Raw genomic sequence first — 18747 nt, 5'->3', positions numbered from 1 at the left:
AGGGGTTGGAGTCATGAAAAACATTAGTTTATTAGGTGCAAGCGGATCAATTGGTACACAAACTTTAGATGTATTACGCTCGCACCCAGACCAATTCCGTCTCGTTGCTTTTTCTGTAGGGAAAAATATTGACTACGCAGTAAAGGTAATTCAAGAATTTTCTCCGCAAATCGTCTCTGTGCAAAGAGAGGAAGATGTTTTAAAATTACAATCTGTTTCTGGTAATACAAAAATTGTATATGGTAGTGAAGGACTTTTAGAAGTAGCATTACATCCAGATGCGGAGATTGTAGTAAATGCTGTTGTAGGTAGCGTAGGGTTGTTACCAACACTTCGTGCAATTGAGGCGAAAAAAACAATTGGAATTGCAAATAAAGAAACGTTAGTAACTGCAGGACATCTTGTAATGGAAGCAGCACGAAAACATAATGTTTCGTTACTTCCAGTAGATAGTGAACATTCGGCTATTTTTCAGTGCTTGAATGGTGAAAATGAAAAAAGAATTTCTCGTCTTATTATAACGGCTTCTGGTGGAAGTTTCCGTGATAAAACGAGGGATGAATTGCATCATGTGACCGTAGAAGATGCGCTTCGACATCCAAACTGGTCAATGGGTTCGAAAATTACAATTGATTCTGCTACAATGATGAATAAGGGACTAGAAGTAATTGAAGCACATTGGCTTTTTGGTATCCCTTATGAGCAAATCGATGTTGTTTTACATAAAGAAAGTATTATCCATTCTATGGTTGAATTTGAAGATCGTAGTGTAATGGCGCAGCTTGGTTCACCTGATATGCGAGTACCAATTCAATACGCACTTACATATCCTGATAGATTGCCTCTTTCAGACACAAAACAGTTAAACTTATGGGAAATAGGGACGTTGCATTTTGAGAAAATGGACCAAGAACGATTCCGTTGTTTACGTTTTGCGTATGAAGCTGGAAAAGCAGGTGGAAGTATGCCAGCTGTAATGAACGCAGCGAATGAAGTAGCGGTTGAAGCCTTTTTACAAAAGAGAATTGGTTTCTTAACAGTGGAAGACCTCATTGAAAAAGCAATGAACCATCACAATGTCATTGCACGACCGAGCTTAGAGGAAATTTTGGAAATTGATGCGGCCACAAGACGGTTTGTGATGGAACAAATTTAGCAAAGGTGGTTATGGAATTGAATACAGCGATTGCCTTTATATTAATTTTCGGTGCACTCGTATTTTTCCATGAGCTAGGGCATCTATATTTCGCAAAAAGAGCAGGTATTTTATGCCGCGAGTTTGCGATTGGTTTTGGTCCGAAAATATTCTCATTTGAAAAGAATGAAACGGTGTATACGATTCGATTACTGCCCCTTGGTGGCTATGTAAGAATGGCCGGCGAGGATGCGGACACAGTTGAGTTAAAGCCTGGGAAAAAGGTTGGCCTTGTATTAAATGAAAAAGACGAAGTTGTGAAATTAGTTTTTGATGGATATGAAAAGTATCCAAATGTTCGTGTTATTGAAGTCGAACAAGCTGATTTGGAGCATAATTTAACAATTTCGGGCTATGAAGAGTACGAGGAAGAGCTTCAAACATTCCGAGTGAATGAAAAGGCTCGTATTATTACTGCGGGGGAAGAAATTCAAATTGCTCCGTATAATAGACAATTTGGCTCGAAAAAACTAGGGCAACGCGCTTTAACAATCTTTGCGGGTCCTGCAATGAACTTCATTTTAGCATTTGTTATTTTTGTGATTCTTGGATTTGTACAAGGGGTTCCTATTGACAAACCAATGGTCGGAAAAGTGATGGATAACAGTGCAGCACAGCAAGCTGGATTGAAAGAGAATGATACAATTCAAGCTATTGATGGGAAAAACACAAGTACATGGAAAGATGTTGTTACTATTGTACGTGAAAACCCAAATAAAGAAATTACGTTACAAGTAAAGCGTGATAATGAACAGTTTAATGTGAAAGTAACGCCAACACTCGATAAAGAAGGAAAAGACGAAGTTGGTAGAATCGGTGTGTATTCTCCTGTAGAGAAAACAGTAATGGGTTCTATTAAATCAGGATTTGAACAAACGTACCAATGGACGAAACTAATTTTTGAATCTCTTGTTAAATTAGTAACTGGTCAATTTTCTATTAATGAGTTATCAGGTCCAGTAGGAATTTATAATCTAACAGATCAAGTTGTAGATTATGGGTTTACGCGTGTACTAAGTTTAGCTGCAGTTCTAAGCATTAATCTTGGTTTATTTAATTTATTACCAGTTCCTGCTTTAGATGGTGGCCGTTTATTCTTCTTCTTAATTGAAGCGTTACGAGGGAAACCAATTGATCGCCAAAAAGAAGGAATGGTTCACTTTATTGGTTTTGCATTATTAATGTTACTTATGTTAGTTGTAACTTGGAATGACATTCGTAAGTTTTTCTTGTAAAATAAAGTGAAACTTATAATGAAATAGAGCTCGTAGAATAAAATCCCTCACCTAACTCGAGGTGAGGGGTTTTACTGCGTGTAAGAGTAAAATGAAGAGGTGCAAATAAATGAAACAAAGTATGGTATTCAGTCCTACATTACGTGAAGTTCCAGCTGATGCTGAAATTAAGAGTCATCAGCTATTACTTCGTGCAGGTTTTATGCGTCAAAATGCTTCTGGTATTTATAGCTTTCTACCATTTGGATTAAAAGTATTACACAAAGTAGAACGTATCGTTCGAGAAGAAATGGAGCGCGCAGGAGCTGTAGAATTATTAATGCCAGCTATGCAAGCTGCGGAATTATGGCAAGAATCAGGTCGTTGGTATTCTTACGGATCTGAATTAATGCGTATGAAAGATCGTAATGCTCGTGAATTCGCATTAGGAGCGACACATGAGGAAGTAATTACGGATCTTGTGCGTGATGAAGTGAAATCATATAAAAAATTACCGTTAACATTATACCAAATTCAAACAAAATTTCGTGATGAGCAAAGACCTCGTTTCGGCTTATTACGTGGAAGAGAGTTTCTAATGAAAGATGCATACTCTTTCCATGCTACACAAGAGAGCTTAGATGAAGTATACGATCGTTTATATAAAGCATACTCTAACATTTTTGCTCGCTGTGGCTTGAATTTCCGTGCAGTTATTGCTGATTCTGGAGCAATGGGCGGAAAAGATACACATGAATTTATGGTATTATCTGATGTTGGTGAAGATACAATTGCATACTCTGACACATCTGATTATGCAGCAAACATCGAAATGGCTCCTGTTGTAGCTACGTATACGAAGAGTGACGAAGCAGAAAAAGCACTTGAAAAAGTAGCAACACCAGACCAAAAAGCAATTGAAGAAGTATCCGCATTCTTAAACATTGCAGCTGACAAGTGCATTAAGTCTATGGTGTTTAAAGTAGATGAGAAATTAGTAGTGGTACTTGTTCGTGGTGATCACGAAGTAAACGATGTGAAAGTGAAAAATGTATACGGCGCTTCAGTTGTTGAGCTTGCTTCTCATGAAGAAGTAAAAGCATTATTAAATTGTGAAGTTGGTTCATTAGGACCGATTAATGTAACAGGTGATATCGAAATTATTGCTGATCATGCTGTAGCATCAATTGTTAACGGATGTTCAGGAGCGAATGAAGAAGGATTCCATTATGTAAATGTAAATCCAGAACGTGACTTTAAAGTAAGTCAATATACAGATTTACGCTTCATCCAAGAAGGAGACCAATCTCCAGATGGAAACGGAACAATTCTTTTTGCACGCGGAATTGAAGTTGGTCATGTATTCAAATTAGGAACTCGTTATAGTGAAGCAATGAACGCAACATTCCTGGATGAAAACGGAAAAACACAACCACTTATTATGGGTTGTTACGGTATCGGGGTATCTCGTACAGTGGCAGCAATTGCAGAGCAGTTTAACGATGAGAACGGCTTAGTTTGGCCAAAAGCTGTAGCACCGTTCCATGTGCATGTAATTCCAGTAAATATGAAATCGGATGCACAACGTGAAATGGGTGAAAATATCTACAACTCATTACAAGAACAAGGCTATGAAGTGTTATTAGACGATCGTGCAGAACGTGCAGGTGTTAAATTTGCAGATGCAGATTTATTTGGTCTTCCAGTTCGTGTTACAGTTGGTAAAAAAGCAGACGAAGGTATTGTAGAAGTGAAAGTACGTGCTACAGGTGAGTCTGAAGAAGTAAAAGTAGAAGAACTTCAGACATATATTGCAAATATTTTAAAATAAGAAGAGGTACCTCGTAATGGGGTACCTTCTCTTTCTTTGTAAACGTATTTTGTAAAAGAAGAGGTGAGAAATCTTTCTTTGTGGTACGTTTCAATTTATAATAGCAAATGGAAGGAGAGTGCTTATGTCTTTAACAAATGAACAACAAGAGCGATTTCAAATTTTGCTCCAGCAGTTGCAAATACCAGACGACCTTATAAATCAATATTTACAAGGCGGTGGTATTGAAAGGCTCGTTATTGATAAAGCGAATAAAAGTTGGCATTTTGATTTACAAGTGCCACGTATTTTGCCTACAGAATTATATGAATTGCTAGAAACAAAGCTTAAGCAATCATTTTCTCATATTGCAAGAACAACATTTGCATTAGAAACAGAGAATAAACAATTTACAGAAGAAGAAGTGAGGGCGTATTGGCCGCTTTGTACGGAACGAATTACATTTTCACCTATGTTCGCATACTTAAAGAAGCAGCTTCCACAGGTGAATGGAGTGAAGTTGCTAATAAATGTGAATAACGAGTTGGAGTCTACTGCTTTAAAGAAAAACGTTGCGAAACCAGTAGGGGATCAATACGAAGTTTTTGGATTCCCGCGTTTTCAGTTAGACACACATATACAGCAAAATACAGAAGAAATGCAAAAGTTTCGTGAACAAACGCAGCAAGAAGACCGCGAGCGTGTTATACAAGCTATGGAAGAAATGGCGAAGAAGCAAGCTGAAGAAAGCAGCGTTGTGTATGAAGGACCGATTACACTCGGGTATCTTATTAAGCCAGATGAAGAGATTACACCGATGCGAGAAATTCAAGATGAAGAAAGAAGAAAAACGGTTCAAGGATATGTCTTCCATGTAGAAACAAAAGAGCTTCGTAGTGGACGTACGTTATTAACTTTAAAAATAACGGATTATACGGATTCTATTATGATCAAAATGTTCTCGCGTGACAAAGAAGATATTCCAATGCTGCAATCCTTGAAAAAAGGAATGTGGGTGAAAGCGCGTGGTTCTGTTCAAAACGATACATTCGTTCGAGATTTAGTAATGATTGCAAATGATATTAATGAAATCACAGGACCGTCTCGTAAAGATAAAGCACCAGAAGGCGAAAAACGAGTAGAGCTGCATCTCCATACTCCGATGAGTCAAATGGACGCTGTCACTCCAGTTTCTAAGCTTGTTGCTCAAGCTGGTAAATGGGGACATGAGGCTATTGCGGTTACAGACCATGCCGTGGCTCAGTCTTTCCCAGAGGCGTATTCTGCGGGGAAGAAGGCTGGAGTTAAAGTTATATATGGTGTAGAAGCAAATTTAGTTAATGATGGTGTACCGATAGCATATAACGAAGCGCATCGTTTACTTGCAGAGGAAACGTATGTTGTTTTCGACGTTGAGACGACAGGTTTATCAGCTGTATACGATACAGTTATTGAGTTGGCTGCTGTAAAAGTAAAGGGTGGCGAAATTATTGACCGCTTTGAATCTTTTGCAAATCCGCATCAACCATTATCGGCGACGATCATTGAATTAACAGGTATTACAGATGATATGTTAACTGATGCACCTGAAGTGGACGAGGTGTTTAAAAAGTTTGAGGAATGGATGGGCGACCATACACTTGTTGCCCATAATGCGAGCTTTGATATGGGCTTTATTAACGTAGGTTTTAAAAAGGCTGGACTAGAAAAAACGAATAACCCCGTTATTGATACGTTAGAACTTGCACGATTCTTATTCCCAGAAATGAAAAATCATCGATTAAATACGATGTGTAAAAAACTTGATATTGAATTAACACAACATCACCGTGCGATTTATGATACAGAAGCGACGGGATATTTACTTGTGAAAATGTTGAAAGACGTAATTGAAAAGGGATTTGAATATCACGATCAATTAAATGATAGCATGGGACAAGGGGATGCGTATAAGCGTGGCCGTCCAAGTCATATGACGTTACTTGCCACATCAGATGTTGGATTGAAAAATTTATATAAACTTGTTTCATATTCTCACCTTAATTACTTTTACCGTGTACCACGTGTGCCGAGGTCACTATTAAAAAAATACCGTGAAGGAATTTTAGTAGGAACGGCTTGTGATAAAGGTGAAGTTTTCGAGGCAATGATGCAAAAGGCACCTGAAGAGGTAGAAGAAATTGCCCAGTTCTATGATTACATTGAAGTAATGCCTCCAGAGGTGTTGCGTCATTTAGTAGAACGTGAACTTGTTCGAGACGAAGGTCAATTAAAAACAATTATTTCTAACTTAGTAAAACTAGGTGAGACGTTAGATAAACCAGTTGTTGCTACAGGAAACGTGCATTATTTAGACCCTGAGGATGCAATGTATCGTAAAATTTTAGTCAGTTCGCAGGGCGGAGCCAATCCGTTAAATCGACATTCATTACCGCCAGTACATTTCCGTACAACTGATGAAATGTTAGAATGTTTTTCATTCTTAGGTGAAGATAAAGCGAAAGAAGTTGTTGTAACAAATACACAAAAGATTGCGTCATTAATTGGTGATGTGCATCCAGTAAAAGACGATCTATACACACCGAAAATTGAAGGTGCTGATGATGAAACGCGTGATATGAGTTATAAAATGGCGCGTAGCATTTATGGTGAAGAGCTACCGGAAATTGTAGAAGCACGTTTAGAAAAAGAATTAAAAAGTATTATTGGGCATGGATTCGCCGTAATTTATTTAATTTCACATAAGCTTGTGAAAAAATCGTTAGTAGACGGATATCTAGTAGGTTCGCGTGGATCGGTAGGATCATCATTTGTTGCAACGATGATGGAAATTACAGAAGTAAACCCATTACCACCACACTATGTATGTCCGAAGTGTAAGCAATCAGAATTCTTTAATGATGGTTCTGTAGGCTCTGGTTTTGACTTACCAGATAAAGAATGTCCTGCTTGTAATATTCCATATGTAAAAGATGGACATGACATTCCGTTCGAAACATTCCTTGGATTTAAAGGAGATAAGGTACCCGATATCGATTTGAACTTCTCCGGGGAATACCAACCACGTGCCCATAACTATACGAAAGTACTGTTCGGTGAAGACTATGTATATCGTGCAGGAACGATTGGTACAGTTGCGGAAAAAACTGCTTACGGATATGTAAAAGGTTATGCAAATGATCATAACTTAACGATTCGAAATGCAGAGATTGATCGCTTAGTAGCAGGGTGTACCGGTGTAAAACGTACAACAGGACAGCATCCAGGCGGTATTATCGTTGTGCCAGATTACATGGATATCTTTGATTTCTCACCAATACAGTATCCAGCTGATTCAATTGGTGCTGAATGGAGAACAACGCATTTTGATTTCCACTCGATTCATGATAATTTATTGAAACTTGATATACTAGGACACGATGATCCGACCGTTATTCGTATGTTACAAGATTTAAGTGGTATTGATCCGAAAACAATCCCAACGGATGATCCAGAAGTAATGAAAATTTTCTCTGGTCCAGAATCGTTAGGGGTAACGGAAGAACAAATTAACTGTAAAACAGGTACACTTGGTATACCAGAGTTTGGTACAAAATTCGTAAGACAGATGTTAGAAGAGACAAAACCGACGACATTCTCAGAGTTAGTCCAAATTTCTGGACTATCACATGGTACCGACGTATGGCTTGGTAATGCAAACGAGTTAATTTATAACGGTACATGTACGCTGAGCGAAGTTATCGGTTGTCGTGATGACATCATGGTATATTTAATCTATCAAGGTCTAGATCCATCATTAGCCTTCAAAATCATGGAGTCGGTTCGTAAAGGTAAAGGTGTACCGGAAGAATGGGAAGAAGACATGAAAAATAATAATGTACCAGGTTGGTATATTGATTCATGTAAGAAGATTAAATACATGTTCCCTAAAGCCCATGCGGCTGCTTACGTACTTATGGCTGTACGTATCGCATACTTTAAAGTACATTTTGCACTGTTATTCTATGCCGCATATTTTACAGTTCGTGCAGATGATTTTGATGTAGAGGCAATGGCGAAAGGTTCAGCATCTATACGTGCAAGAATTGATGAAATTGCTCAAAAGGGACTCGATGCTGCGCCGAAAGAGAAGAGTTTATTAACGGTACTAGAAATGACACTTGAAATGTGTGAGCGTGGATACTCATTCCAAAAGGTGGATTTATACCGCTCACATGCAACAGAATTTATTATTGATGGAGATACATTAATCCCTCCATTTAATGCAGTACCTGGTCTTGGCACAAACGCAGCTTTAAGTATTGTAGAAGCACGTAAAAATGGAGACTTCTTATCAAAAGAAGACTTGCAACAGCGAAGTAAGGTTTCGAAAACAATTATTGAGTATTTAGATAGCCAAGGTTGTTTAGGAGACTTACCAGATCAAAACCAGTTATCACTGTTCTAGTAGGTAGGAAAAGTCTTTGCAAATCAACATTTCCTATGATATACTATTAACCGAGATAACCATGTCATGTATATTGTGTAAAGAAAAGAGTGGGGAAACCCACTCTTTCGTGTTACTATCTATGTTTTATCTACGTAGATAGGTAAAAGATTTCTGTCGTATATACATATTTTGTTACAAGTTTTACTTCTTAAATTTGGTAATACTAAGACAGATAATCCCTGCTGAACAGCAGGGGCTTTTGTTAGCTAACGAGAAAGAATAAGATAGACCGTTTTTAAATTGGCGGGGTCTTCTTCTTTTAAATGGTACATGACGGCAGGAAGGAGGCTGTTTATGGATAAGAAAGTCACAGAAGTTGTAGAAGCATTTGCGCAGCCGATCGTTGAAGAGTTAAATCTTGAACTTGTAGATGTAGAGTATGTGAAAGAAGGACAAGACTGGTTCTTACGCGTATTCATCGATTCTGAAAAGGGAGTCGACATTGAAGAATGCGGTGCGGTAAGTGAACGTTTAAGCGAAGCTTTAGATAAAGAGGACCCAATTCCTCATCTTTACTTTTTGGATGTATCATCTCCTGGAGCGGAACGCCCATTAAAGAAAGAAAAAGACTTCCAGCAAGCGGTAGGAAAACAAGTGGCAATTAAAACATATGAGCCGATTGATGGTGAAAAGATGTTTGAAGGAAAATTGCTTTCTTACGATGGTACAACAATAACATTATTATTAACAATTAAAACACGTAAAAAAGAAATCCAAATTTCGATGGATAAAGTCGCAAATGCGCGACTTGCTGTTACGTTTTAGTTAGAAGGGGGATCTTCATGAGCACTGAGTTATTAGATGCTTTGCTCGTATTAGAATCTGAAAAAGGCATTAGCAAAGACATTATTATTGATGCGATTGAAGCAGCTTTAATCTCTGCTTATAAGCGCAATTTTAATCAAGCACAAAACGTTCGTGTGAGCTTTAACCCAGAAGTGGGAACAATTCAAGTTTTAGCACGTAAAGACGTAGTAGACAATGTGTTTGATCCACGTCTTGAAATTTCTGTAGAGGAAGCAAGACAAATTAATCCAAACTACCAAGATGGTGACGTACTAGAAATTGAAGTAACACCAAAAGACTTTGGTCGTATTGCAGCACAAACTGCAAAACAAGTTGTAACACAACGAGTGCGTGAAGCAGAGCGCGGTGTTATTTACTCTGAGTTTAGTGATCGTGAAGAAGATATTATGGTAGGTATTGTACAACGTCAAGATGCTCGTTTCATCTATGTAAGCTTAGGAAAAGTAGAAGCTTTATTACCTGTAAGTGAGCAAATGCCTAATGAGCAATACAAACCACATGATCGTATTCGCGTATTCATTACGAAAGTAGAAAAAACGACAAAAGGACCACAAATTTACGTATCACGTACACATCCTGGTCTTTTAAAACGTTTATTCGAAATGGAAGTTCCTGAAATCTATGATGGAACTGTAGAAATTCGTTCTGTAGCACGTGAAGCTGGCGATCGCTCTAAGATCTCTGTATATGCAGAGAACACTGATGTTGATCCAGTTGGTTCTTGTGTAGGACCAAAAGGGCAACGTGTACAACGCATTGTAGACGAATTAAAAGGTGAAAAAATTGACATCGTTCGCTGGTCAAATGATCCAGTTGAATATGTTGCAAATGCATTAAGCCCATCACAAGTTGTTAAAGTACTTGTAGATGAAGAAGAAAAAGCGACAACAGTAGTTGTTCCAGACCACCAGCTATCATTAGCTATCGGTAAGCGTGGACAAAATGCACGTCTTGCAGCTAAATTAACAGGCTGGAAAATTGACATTAAGAGTGAGTCTGATGCGAAACAACTTGGTATTGTAACAGAAGAAGATAGCGTAATCGCATTTGGATTCGATTCAGTGGAAGACGAAATCGAATAGAGGTGATGAGTATGAGCAATCGAAAAGTTCCGTTACGAAAATGTGTTGCAACGCAAGAAATGAAATCAAAACGAGAGCTCGTTCGCATTGTTCGTTCCAAAGAGGGAGAAGTGTCCATTGATTTAACTGGGAAAAAATCAGGACGAGGTGCTTACTTGTCGAAGGACAAGGAGAGCATTCTTCAAGCTCAAAAGAAAAATGTTTTGGAACATCATCTAAAAGCGAAAATCGACGGTTCTTTATATGAAGAGCTTCTTGAGCTTGTTGAGAAGGAGTCGAAATAAGTGTCCGATTGGAAATCGTTTTTAGGACTAGCAAACCGGGCTCGGAAAATTATTTCGGGTGAAGAACTCGTTTTAAAAGAAGTACGAAGTGGCAAAGCAAAACTTGTATTGCTATCTGAAGATGCGTCAGTAAATACTACAAAACGCATCACAGATAAAACTACGTACTACAACGTACCAATGAGAAAGGTCGAAAATCGACAACAATTAGGGCATGCGATTGGGAGAGATGAGCGAGTCGTTGTAGCTGTGTTAGATGAAGGCTTTGCGAAAAAGCTGCGTAGCATGCTCGATACAAATTACCGGGGGTGAAGGTATGAGTAAAATTCGAGTGCATGAATATGCAAAAAAACATAATATCTCAAGTAAAGATCTTATGACAAAACTAAAAGAAATGAATATCGAGGTTTCGAATCATATGACAATGTTAGACGATGAAGTAGTAAATAAATTAGATAATGAATATCAAACTGAAAAACCTTCTGTTGCAGATGAGTTTGAAGTAGAAGAAAAAGTTGTTCGCAGTAAAAAGAACAGCAATAAGAAAAAGAAAAAAGGCAAAGGAAACGAAGACAAACGTCAAGAGAACTTTGCTGGTAGACAACAAACTCAAATTGTAGAAACACCAGATAAAATTACTTTCTCTGGAAGCCTTACAGTAGGAGATCTTGCTAAAAAATTAAGCAAAGAGCCATCTGAAATTATTAAGAAGCTCTTCATGCTTGGAATTATGGCAACAATTAACCAAGACTTGGATAAAGATACAATTGAGTTAATTGCTAACGACTACGGTATTGAAGTAGAAGAAGAAGTAATTGTGAGCGAGACTGAGTTTGAAACATTCATTGATGAGCAAGATGATGAAGAGAACTTAAAAGAACGTCCAGCTGTAGTTACAATCATGGGACACGTTGACCACGGTAAAACAACATTACTGGATTCTATTCGTAACTCAAAAGTAACTGCAGGCGAAGCGGGTGGAATTACTCAGCATATCGGTGCATATCAAGTTGAAGTAAACGATAAGAAGATTACATTCTTAGATACACCTGGTCACGCAGCATTTACAACGATGCGTGCTCGTGGTGCACAAGTAACGGATATTACAATCCTTGTTGTTGCAGCGGATGACGGTGTTATGCCACAAACGGTTGAAGCAATTAACCATGCGAAGGCAGCAGGAGTACCAATTATTGTTGCTGTGAATAAAATGGATAAACCAGCTGCAAACCCTGATCGCGTAATGCAAGAACTAACAGAATATGAATTAGTTCCAGAAGCTTGGGGCGGAGATACTATTTTCGTACCAATTTCTGCAATTCAAGGCGAAGGCATTGACAACTTACTAGAAATGATCCTTCTTGTAAGTGAAGTAGAAGAATACAAAGCAAATCCAAACCGCTATGCAACTGGTACAGTAATCGAAGCGCAGCTTGATAAAGGTAAAGGAACTATCGCGACATTACTTGTTCAAAACGGTACGCTTCGAGTTGGAGATCCAATCGTTGTTGGAACTTCATTCGGACGTGTTCGTGCAATGGTAAGTGATATTGGTCGTCGTGTAAAAGTTGCTGGTCCATCAACTCCTGTTGAAATTACTGGTTTAAACGAAGTACCACAGGCTGGAGATCGTTTCATGGCATTCGCTGATGAGAAGAAAGCTCGTCAAATTGGTGAATCACGTGCACAAGAAGCGTTAGTTGCACAACGTGGTGAGAAATCTAAATTAAGCCTTGAAGATTTATTCCAACAAATCCAAGAGGGCGATGTAAAAGAAATTAACTTAATCGTAAAAGCAGACGTACAAGGTTCTGTTGAAGCGATGGCAGCATCACTTCGTAAAATTGATGTTGAAGGCGTAAAAGTTAAAATCATTCACACTGGTGTAGGTGCGATTACAGAATCTGATATCATTTTAGCTTCTGCATCTAATGCAATTGTAATTGGATTTAACGTACGTCCAGATGTGAACGCGAAGCGTACAGCTGAATTAGAGAACGTTGATATTCGTTTACACCGTATTATTTATAAAGTAATCGAAGAGATTGAAGCAGCGATGCAAGGTATGCTTGATCCAGAATTCGAAGAAAAAGTAATCGGTCAAGCAGAAGTTCGTCAAACGTTTAAAGTAACAAAAGTTGGAACAATCGCAGGTTGTTATGTAACAGACGGTAAAATTACGCGTGATAGTGGCGTACGTATTATCCGTGACGGCGTAGTAATTTTCGAAGGACAACTTGATACGTTAAAACGTTTCAAAGACGACGTAAAAGAAGTTGCACAAAACTATGAGTGTGGTATTACAATTGAGAGATATAATGATCTTAAAGAAGGGGACATCATTGAAGCGTATATTATGGAAGAAGTGAAGCGATGATTATCGCTTCACTCTCATTCGAGTGTATGATTTACGATGTGCATTCTTTAAAAGAGAAACGTGCAATTTTACAACGTGTGTTAACTCGTGTGAAACAGCGCTATAATGTAGCTGTTTCTGAAGTTGGGCACCAAGATGTATGGCAACGTACAGAAATTGCAATTGTTTCCGTATCCTCAAATCGTGTTATCTGTGAAAAAGAAATGAATCGTGTACTTGAGTACATCGATTCATTTCCTGAAATTGAACGTACAATAACACATTTGGAATGGTATTGAATGAGGTGAAGAGTTATGAAATTACGTGCGAACCGTGTGGGCGAGCAAATGAAAAAAGAATTAGGCGATATTATCAGTCGTAAAATTAAAGACCCACGTATTGGATTTGTTACAGTAACAGATGTACAAGTGAGTGGTGATTTACAAATTGCTAAAGTATATATTTCTGTTTTAGGTGACGAAGAACAGAAAGAAAATACTTTAAAAGGTTTAGCGAAGGCAAAAGGCTTTATTCGTTCAGAAATTGGCCAACGTATTCGTCTTCGTAAAACACCGGAAATTACCTTTGAGTTTGATGAGTCTATCGGATATGGTCATCGAATTGATACACTTTTACATGAAATTAATAAAGACGGTAAACGTGAAGAATAATGGATAGACATTTGTCTATCCATTTTTTCAATGCAAAATAAGTTTTGGATATTTAATACGAAAGAATTATGATGAGGTGAACATATATGGAAGGTGTAGTATTATTACATAAGCCAAAAGGCATGACATCACATGATTGTGTATTTAAATTAAGAAAGATATTGCGAGAAAAGAGAATTGGTCATACGGGAACATTAGATCCAGATGTAACAGGAGTATTACCAATTTGCGTTGGAAGAGCAACGAAAATTGCACAATTTTTAACAAGTGAAACGAAAACATATGAAGGTGAAGTAACATTAGGGTTTTCAACGACAACTGAAGACGCTTCTGGTGAGGTTGTTGAAACGAAAAATGTAGATCGTACTATTACTCGTATGGAAGTAGAGAAAGTCCTTGCGGAATTAACAGGCACGATTGAACAAATGCCACCAATGTTCTCGGCTGTAAAAGTAAACGGGAAAAAATTATATGAATATGCAAGAGCAGGACAAGAGGTGGAACGTCCAGTTCGTACAATTACAATTCATGAATTCGTATTACTTGATGATCGTGAAGTTTTTGAAGGAGAAAATATTTCATTCCGTTTCCGTGTAACGTGTAGTAAAGGAACATATGTAAGAACGTTAGCTGTAATGATCGGGGAGAAACTTGGTTTCCCATCACATATGTCTCACCTTGTAAGAACGGCATCTGGTGAATTTTTATTAGAAGATTGCATATCATTTGAAGAAATTGAAGAAAACGTGCAAAATGGAACAGTAGAGTCTATCTTCATTTCAATTGATGAAGCATTAAGTAAGTTTCCAAAAATGGTTGTAGATGAAAAGCAAGCAGAGAAAATAAAGAATGGTATGTTCTTAAAGAATGAATTAGAAATAACAGCACCATTTATTACAGTGTTTGATAAAAATGATCGTTGCTTAGCAATTTATGAACATCATCCGAAACATCCTGGCATGTTAAAGCCGATGAAAGTACTTGTGAATAATCAAGAACTAAAGCTATAATGAATTATTGGAAGGATTATTACAGAAAAAGGTGAATTCAAGCGTGAAACTTATTCATTTAACTCATCCACATGAACAAAATAAATTAGAATTACCACCTACTGTAATGGCATTAGGATTTTTTGATGGCATTCATTTAGGACATCAATGTGTAATTCGAACTGCGAAAAAAATAGCGGACGAACGAGGATATAAAAGTGCAGTTATGACATTTCATCCTCATCCATCTGTTGTTTTAGGGAAAAAGGATGCGCATGTGGAGTATATTACACCAATGCGTGATAAAGAAAAAATAGTCGAAAGCTTAGGAATCGATATATTATATGTGATTAAATTTGATGAATCATTTGCAGGGTTATTACCGCAACAATTTGTAGATGATTATATTATTGGTTTAAATGTAAAGCATGTAGTAGCAGGGTTTGATTATTCATATGGACGTTTAGGAAAAGGAAAGATGGAGACTTTACCATTTCATGCAAGAGGGGAGTTTACACAGACTGTGATTGAAAAAGTTGAATTTCAAGAAGAGAAAGTAAGTTCTACAGCATTACGAAAGTTAATTCGAAATGGCGAAATGGAGCAAATTCCATCTATTTTAGGTAGAGCCTATACTGTAGCGGGAACAGTTATACACGGCGACAAACGTGGGCGTCAAATTGGTTTCCCGACAGCTAATGTAGGTTTAAGTGATGAGTATTTATTGCCACCTGTAGGTGTTTATGCAGTGAGATTAAAAGTTCACGATGAATGGTACGATGGTGTATGTAATATTGGATATAAACCGACTTTTAAAGAAGATGAGCGTCAATTATCAATTGAAGTGCACTTATTTGAATTTAACAAAGATATATACGATCAAAATGTTACAGTAGAGTGGCATATGCGTATAAGAGCAGAAAAGAAATTCAACGGTATTGATGAGTTAGTTGAACAAATCGCAAAAGATAAGAAAACAGCACAAGAATATTTTATGAGCGAAAAGAATATACTTGCTTTTTCAAATGAAAAGTAGTATTCTATGTTATGTACTTTATGACAACCATTGCTTGGCATTGCGACTCACCGACGCTTGCTAGGTAATTGGGGGTTTAATTAATAGGAGGTGAAATAGGATGGCTTTAACACAAGAACGTAAAAATGAAATCATTGCACAATTTAGAACTCATGAGACTGATACTGGTTCTCCAGAGGTTCAAATTGCTGTCCTAACGGAGCAAATTAACACTCTAAACGAGCACTTACGTACTCACAAGAAAGATCATCATTCACGTCGTGGTCTATTAAAGATGGTTGGTAAACGTCGTAACTTACTAACTTACCTTCGTAATAGCGATATCACACGTTACCGTGAATTAATCACAAAGCTTGGCTTACGTCGATAGTCAAAGAAGCGGGAATATTCCCGCTTTTTTGTTAGGTAAAAATATATCTTCTACGCTTTATAGCTTACTTAATTTTAGGCAATACTAGAGGTAGAATATTGTGATATACTATCCATTTACATAGAAGAATTGAATACTTTAAATTGAGAGGGGTACTTAAATGAGTCAAGAAAAGCAAGTCTTCTCGATAGATTTAGCTGGTCGCCAGCTAACAGTTGAAACTGGTCAGCTTGCAAAACAAGCGAACGGAGCAGTATTAGTAAGATATGGCGATACAGCGGTTCTATCTACAGCAACTGCATCAAAAGAAGCAAAAAATGTAGATTTCTTCCCACTTACAGTAAACTATGAAGAGCGTTTATATGCAGTCGGAAAAATTCCTGGCGGTTTTATTAAGCGTGAAGGTCGTCCAAGTGAAAAAGCAATTTTGGCAAGTCGTTTAATCGACCGTCCAATTCGTCCGCTATTCGCAGATGGCTTCCGTAACGAAGTACAAGTTGTCAGCATTGTAATGAGTGTTGATCAAGATTGTTCTTCTGAAATGGCAGCTATGCTTGGTTCTTCATTAGCGTTATCGATTTCAGATATTCCATTTGAAGGTCCAATCGCTGGTGCGACAGTTGGCCGTATTAATGGCGAATTCGTTATTAACCCAACAGTAGAACAGCAAGAACAAAGTGATATCCACTTAGTTGTAGCTGGTACGAAAGATGCGATTAACATGGTTGAAGCAGGAGCAGATCAAGTACCTGAAGAAACAATGTTAGAAGCAATTATGTTTGGTCATGACGAAATTAAACGTCTAATTGCATTCCAAGAAGAGATTGTACAAGCTGTAGGTAAAGAGAAATCAGAAGTGAAACTTTATGAAGTTGACGCTGATCTTAACCAAGCTGTACGTGAAATGGCTGAAGAAGATATGCATTCAGCAATTCAAGTACATGAGAAACATGCACGTGAAGATGCAATTAACGAAGTGAAAAAGCGTGTTATTGAGCATTACGAAGCGCAGGAAGCTGACGCTGATACATTAGGACAAGTAAATGAGATTTTATATAAAATTGTAAAAGAAGAAGTACGTCGTCTTATTACAGTTGAAAAAATCCGTCCAGATGGCCGTAAAGGTGACGAAATCCGTCCATTAGCATCAGAGGTTGGTATTTTATCTCGTACACACGGTTCTGGTTTGTTCACTCGTGGACAAACACAAGCATTAAGTATTTGTACATTAGGTGCATTAGGCGATGTGCAAATTTTAGATGGTCTTGGTGTAGAAGAATCAAAACGCTTTATGCACCATTACAATTTCCCATCATTTAGTGTTGGTGAAACAAGACCAATGCGTGGACCAGGTCGTCGTGAAATCGGTCACGGTGCACTAGGAGAACGCGCACTTGAGCCTGTAATTCCATCTGAAAAAGATTTCCCATACACAGTACGTCTTGTATCTGAAGTTTTAGAATCAAATGGTTCTACTTCACAAGCAAGTATTTGTGGTAGTACTTTAGCAATGATGGATGCTGGTGTTCCACTTAAAGCTCCAGTTGCAGGTATTGCAATGGGTCTAGTTAAAACTGGTGAGCATTACACAATTTTATCTGATATTCAAGGTATGGAAGATCATTTAGGTGATATGGACTTTAAAGTAGCAGGTACAGCACAAGGTGTAACTGCACTACAAATGGACATTAAAATCGATGGTCTATCTCGTGAAATTTTAGAAGAGGCATTACAACAAGCGAAAGTTGGTCGTGTGCACATTCTAAATCATATGTTATCTGTTATTCCAGAGCCACGCACTGAATTATCAGCGTACGCTCCAAAGATTATTACAATGACAATTAATCCAGATAAAATCCGTGACGTTATCGGACCGAGCGGTAAACAAATCAATAAAATTATTGAAGAAACTGGCGTTAAAATTGACATCGAGCAAGATGGCACAGTATTCATTTCTTCAATAAACCAAGAAATGAACGACAAAGCTAAGAAAATTATCGAAGATATCGTTCGCGAAGTACAAGTAGGTGAAATCTACGAAGGAAAAGTGAAACGTGTTGAGAAATTCGGTGCTTTCGTTGAATTATTCAGCGGTAAAGATGGATTAGTTCATATTTCTGAACTTGCACTTGAGCGTGTAGGTAAAGTAGAAGACGTTGTAAAAATCGGTGATGTAATTACAGTTAAAGTTATCGAGATTGACAAGCAAGGTCGCGTAAATCTATCTAGAAAAGTATTGCTAAAAGAAGAGCAAGAAAAAGAAGCTGCTAAAGAAGAAAACAAACAAGAGCAGCAATAAGTAAAAGCCAGTTTAACTGGCTTTTTTTGTTATGTAAAAATATGATTTATATATATTTTTATGTCAGCATAGGTATAGTTTTCATTATAACGCTCAAATTAACAAAGATAAGAAGAAAATGTTTTTATATAGTTAATTTGGGAGG

The 18747-nt window shown here is 37.6% G+C and carries 15 protein-coding genes; all 15 read left to right on the top strand.

Features of this window, described 5'->3' with window-relative positions; all coding sequences use genetic code 11:
- The first annotated feature begins 13 nt into the window (after positions 1–13).
- The 15 genes from dxr to pnp all read left to right on the top strand — a co-directional run bounded on the left by dxr (position 14) and on the right by pnp (position 18602).
- Entirely contained in the window at positions 14–1156 is a 1143-nt protein-coding gene (gene dxr / locus M1D73_RS19710) for a 1-deoxy-D-xylulose-5-phosphate reductoisomerase (RefSeq protein WP_000790373.1), read from the top strand.
- A gap of 17 nt (positions 1157–1173) precedes the next feature.
- On the top strand, positions 1174–2430 hold the full coding sequence (gene rseP, locus M1D73_RS19705) for an RIP metalloprotease RseP (protein WP_001090243.1): 1257 nt from the start codon (positions 1174–1176) through the stop codon (positions 2428–2430).
- Between the two features lie 109 nt (positions 2431–2539).
- On the top strand, positions 2540–4240 hold the full coding sequence (locus M1D73_RS19700; protein ID WP_000814299.1) for a proline--tRNA ligase: 1701 nt from the start codon (positions 2540–2542) through the stop codon (positions 4238–4240).
- 124 nt (positions 4241–4364) lie between these two features.
- On the top strand, positions 4365–8666 hold the full coding sequence (locus tag M1D73_RS19695; protein WP_000060005.1) for a PolC-type DNA polymerase III: 4302 nt from the start codon (positions 4365–4367) through the stop codon (positions 8664–8666).
- Between the two features lie 336 nt (positions 8667–9002).
- Positions 9003–9473 carry a ribosome maturation factor RimP gene (gene rimP, locus M1D73_RS19690; protein ID WP_000359096.1) on the top strand — a complete coding sequence of 157 codons (471 nt, stop codon included), beginning with the start codon at positions 9003–9005 and terminating at the stop codon, positions 9471–9473.
- 17 nt (positions 9474–9490) lie between these two features.
- A complete protein-coding gene (nusA, locus tag M1D73_RS19685; protein WP_000102604.1) occupies positions 9491–10597 on the top strand; it encodes a transcription termination factor NusA in 1107 nt (368 codons plus the stop codon).
- Between the two features lie 11 nt (positions 10598–10608).
- Entirely contained in the window at positions 10609–10881 is a 273-nt protein-coding gene (gene rnpM / locus M1D73_RS19680; RefSeq protein ID WP_000071127.1) for an RNase P modulator RnpM, read from the top strand.
- Positions 10882–11193, top strand: coding sequence for a YlxQ family RNA-binding protein (locus tag M1D73_RS19675; protein WP_001286523.1), 312 nt, complete (start codon positions 10882–10884; stop codon positions 11191–11193).
- Between the two features lie 4 nt (positions 11194–11197).
- Positions 11198–13258, top strand: a complete 2061-nt coding sequence (gene infB / locus M1D73_RS19670; protein ID WP_000036343.1) for a translation initiation factor IF-2 — start codon at positions 11198–11200, stop codon at positions 13256–13258.
- On the top strand, positions 13255–13536 hold the full coding sequence (locus tag M1D73_RS19665; protein ID WP_000582363.1) for a DUF503 domain-containing protein: 282 nt from the start codon (positions 13255–13257) through the stop codon (positions 13534–13536). The genes infB and M1D73_RS19665 overlap by 4 nt, the downstream gene beginning before the upstream one ends.
- 15 nt (positions 13537–13551) lie before the next feature.
- Entirely contained in the window at positions 13552–13908 is a 357-nt protein-coding gene (gene rbfA / locus M1D73_RS19660; RefSeq protein WP_000776437.1) for a 30S ribosome-binding factor RbfA, read from the top strand.
- Positions 13909–13994: 86 nt separating this feature from the next.
- Positions 13995–14918: a tRNA pseudouridine(55) synthase TruB gene (gene truB / locus M1D73_RS19655; protein ID WP_000399352.1), complete on the top strand. Its 924-nt coding sequence runs from the start codon at positions 13995–13997 to the stop codon at positions 14916–14918.
- A gap of 43 nt (positions 14919–14961) precedes the next feature.
- On the top strand, positions 14962–15933 hold the full coding sequence (gene ribF, locus M1D73_RS19650) for a bifunctional riboflavin kinase/FAD synthetase (protein ID WP_000766706.1): 972 nt from the start codon (positions 14962–14964) through the stop codon (positions 15931–15933).
- 100 nt (positions 15934–16033) lie between these two features.
- Complete coding sequence (gene rpsO / locus M1D73_RS19645) at positions 16034–16303, top strand: 30S ribosomal protein S15 (RefSeq protein ID WP_001229392.1); 270 nt, start codon at positions 16034–16036, stop codon at positions 16301–16303.
- A 160-nt stretch (positions 16304–16463) separates the two neighbouring features.
- The gene (gene pnp, locus M1D73_RS19640) at positions 16464–18602 is read left to right on the top strand and encodes a polyribonucleotide nucleotidyltransferase (protein ID WP_000076737.1); all 2139 of its coding nucleotides are present in this window, start codon (positions 16464–16466) and stop codon (positions 18600–18602) included.
- Positions 18603–18747: the final 145 nt, after the last annotated feature.

The sequence above is a fragment of the Bacillus sp. PK3-067 genome, from assembly GCF_056738645.1.
The sequence above is the reverse complement of the archived record's forward strand: the minus strand, read 5'-3'. Positions and strand labels throughout refer to the sequence as shown.

Coding starts and splice junctions, on each gene's coding strand:
- dxr (WP_000790373.1), top strand. CDS start 14: ATGAAAAACATTAGTTTATTAGGTGCAAGCGGATCAATTGGTACACAA.
- M1D73_RS19700 (WP_000814299.1), top strand. CDS start 2,540: ATGAAACAAAGTATGGTATTCAGTCCTACATTACGTGAAGTTCCAGCT.
- M1D73_RS19695 (WP_000060005.1), top strand. CDS start 4,365: ATGTCTTTAACAAATGAACAACAAGAGCGATTTCAAATTTTGCTCCAG.
- rimP (WP_000359096.1), top strand. CDS start 9,003: ATGGATAAGAAAGTCACAGAAGTTGTAGAAGCATTTGCGCAGCCGATC.
- nusA (WP_000102604.1), top strand. CDS start 9,491: ATGAGCACTGAGTTATTAGATGCTTTGCTCGTATTAGAATCTGAAAAA.
- rnpM (WP_000071127.1), top strand. CDS start 10,609: ATGAGCAATCGAAAAGTTCCGTTACGAAAATGTGTTGCAACGCAAGAA.
- infB (WP_000036343.1), top strand. CDS start 11,198: ATGAGTAAAATTCGAGTGCATGAATATGCAAAAAAACATAATATCTCA.
- M1D73_RS19665 (WP_000582363.1), top strand. CDS start 13,255: ATGATTATCGCTTCACTCTCATTCGAGTGTATGATTTACGATGTGCAT.
- rbfA (WP_000776437.1), top strand. CDS start 13,552: ATGAAATTACGTGCGAACCGTGTGGGCGAGCAAATGAAAAAAGAATTA.
- truB (WP_000399352.1), top strand. CDS start 13,995: ATGGAAGGTGTAGTATTATTACATAAGCCAAAAGGCATGACATCACAT.
- rpsO (WP_001229392.1), top strand. CDS start 16,034: ATGGCTTTAACACAAGAACGTAAAAATGAAATCATTGCACAATTTAGA.
- pnp (WP_000076737.1), top strand. CDS start 16,464: ATGAGTCAAGAAAAGCAAGTCTTCTCGATAGATTTAGCTGGTCGCCAG.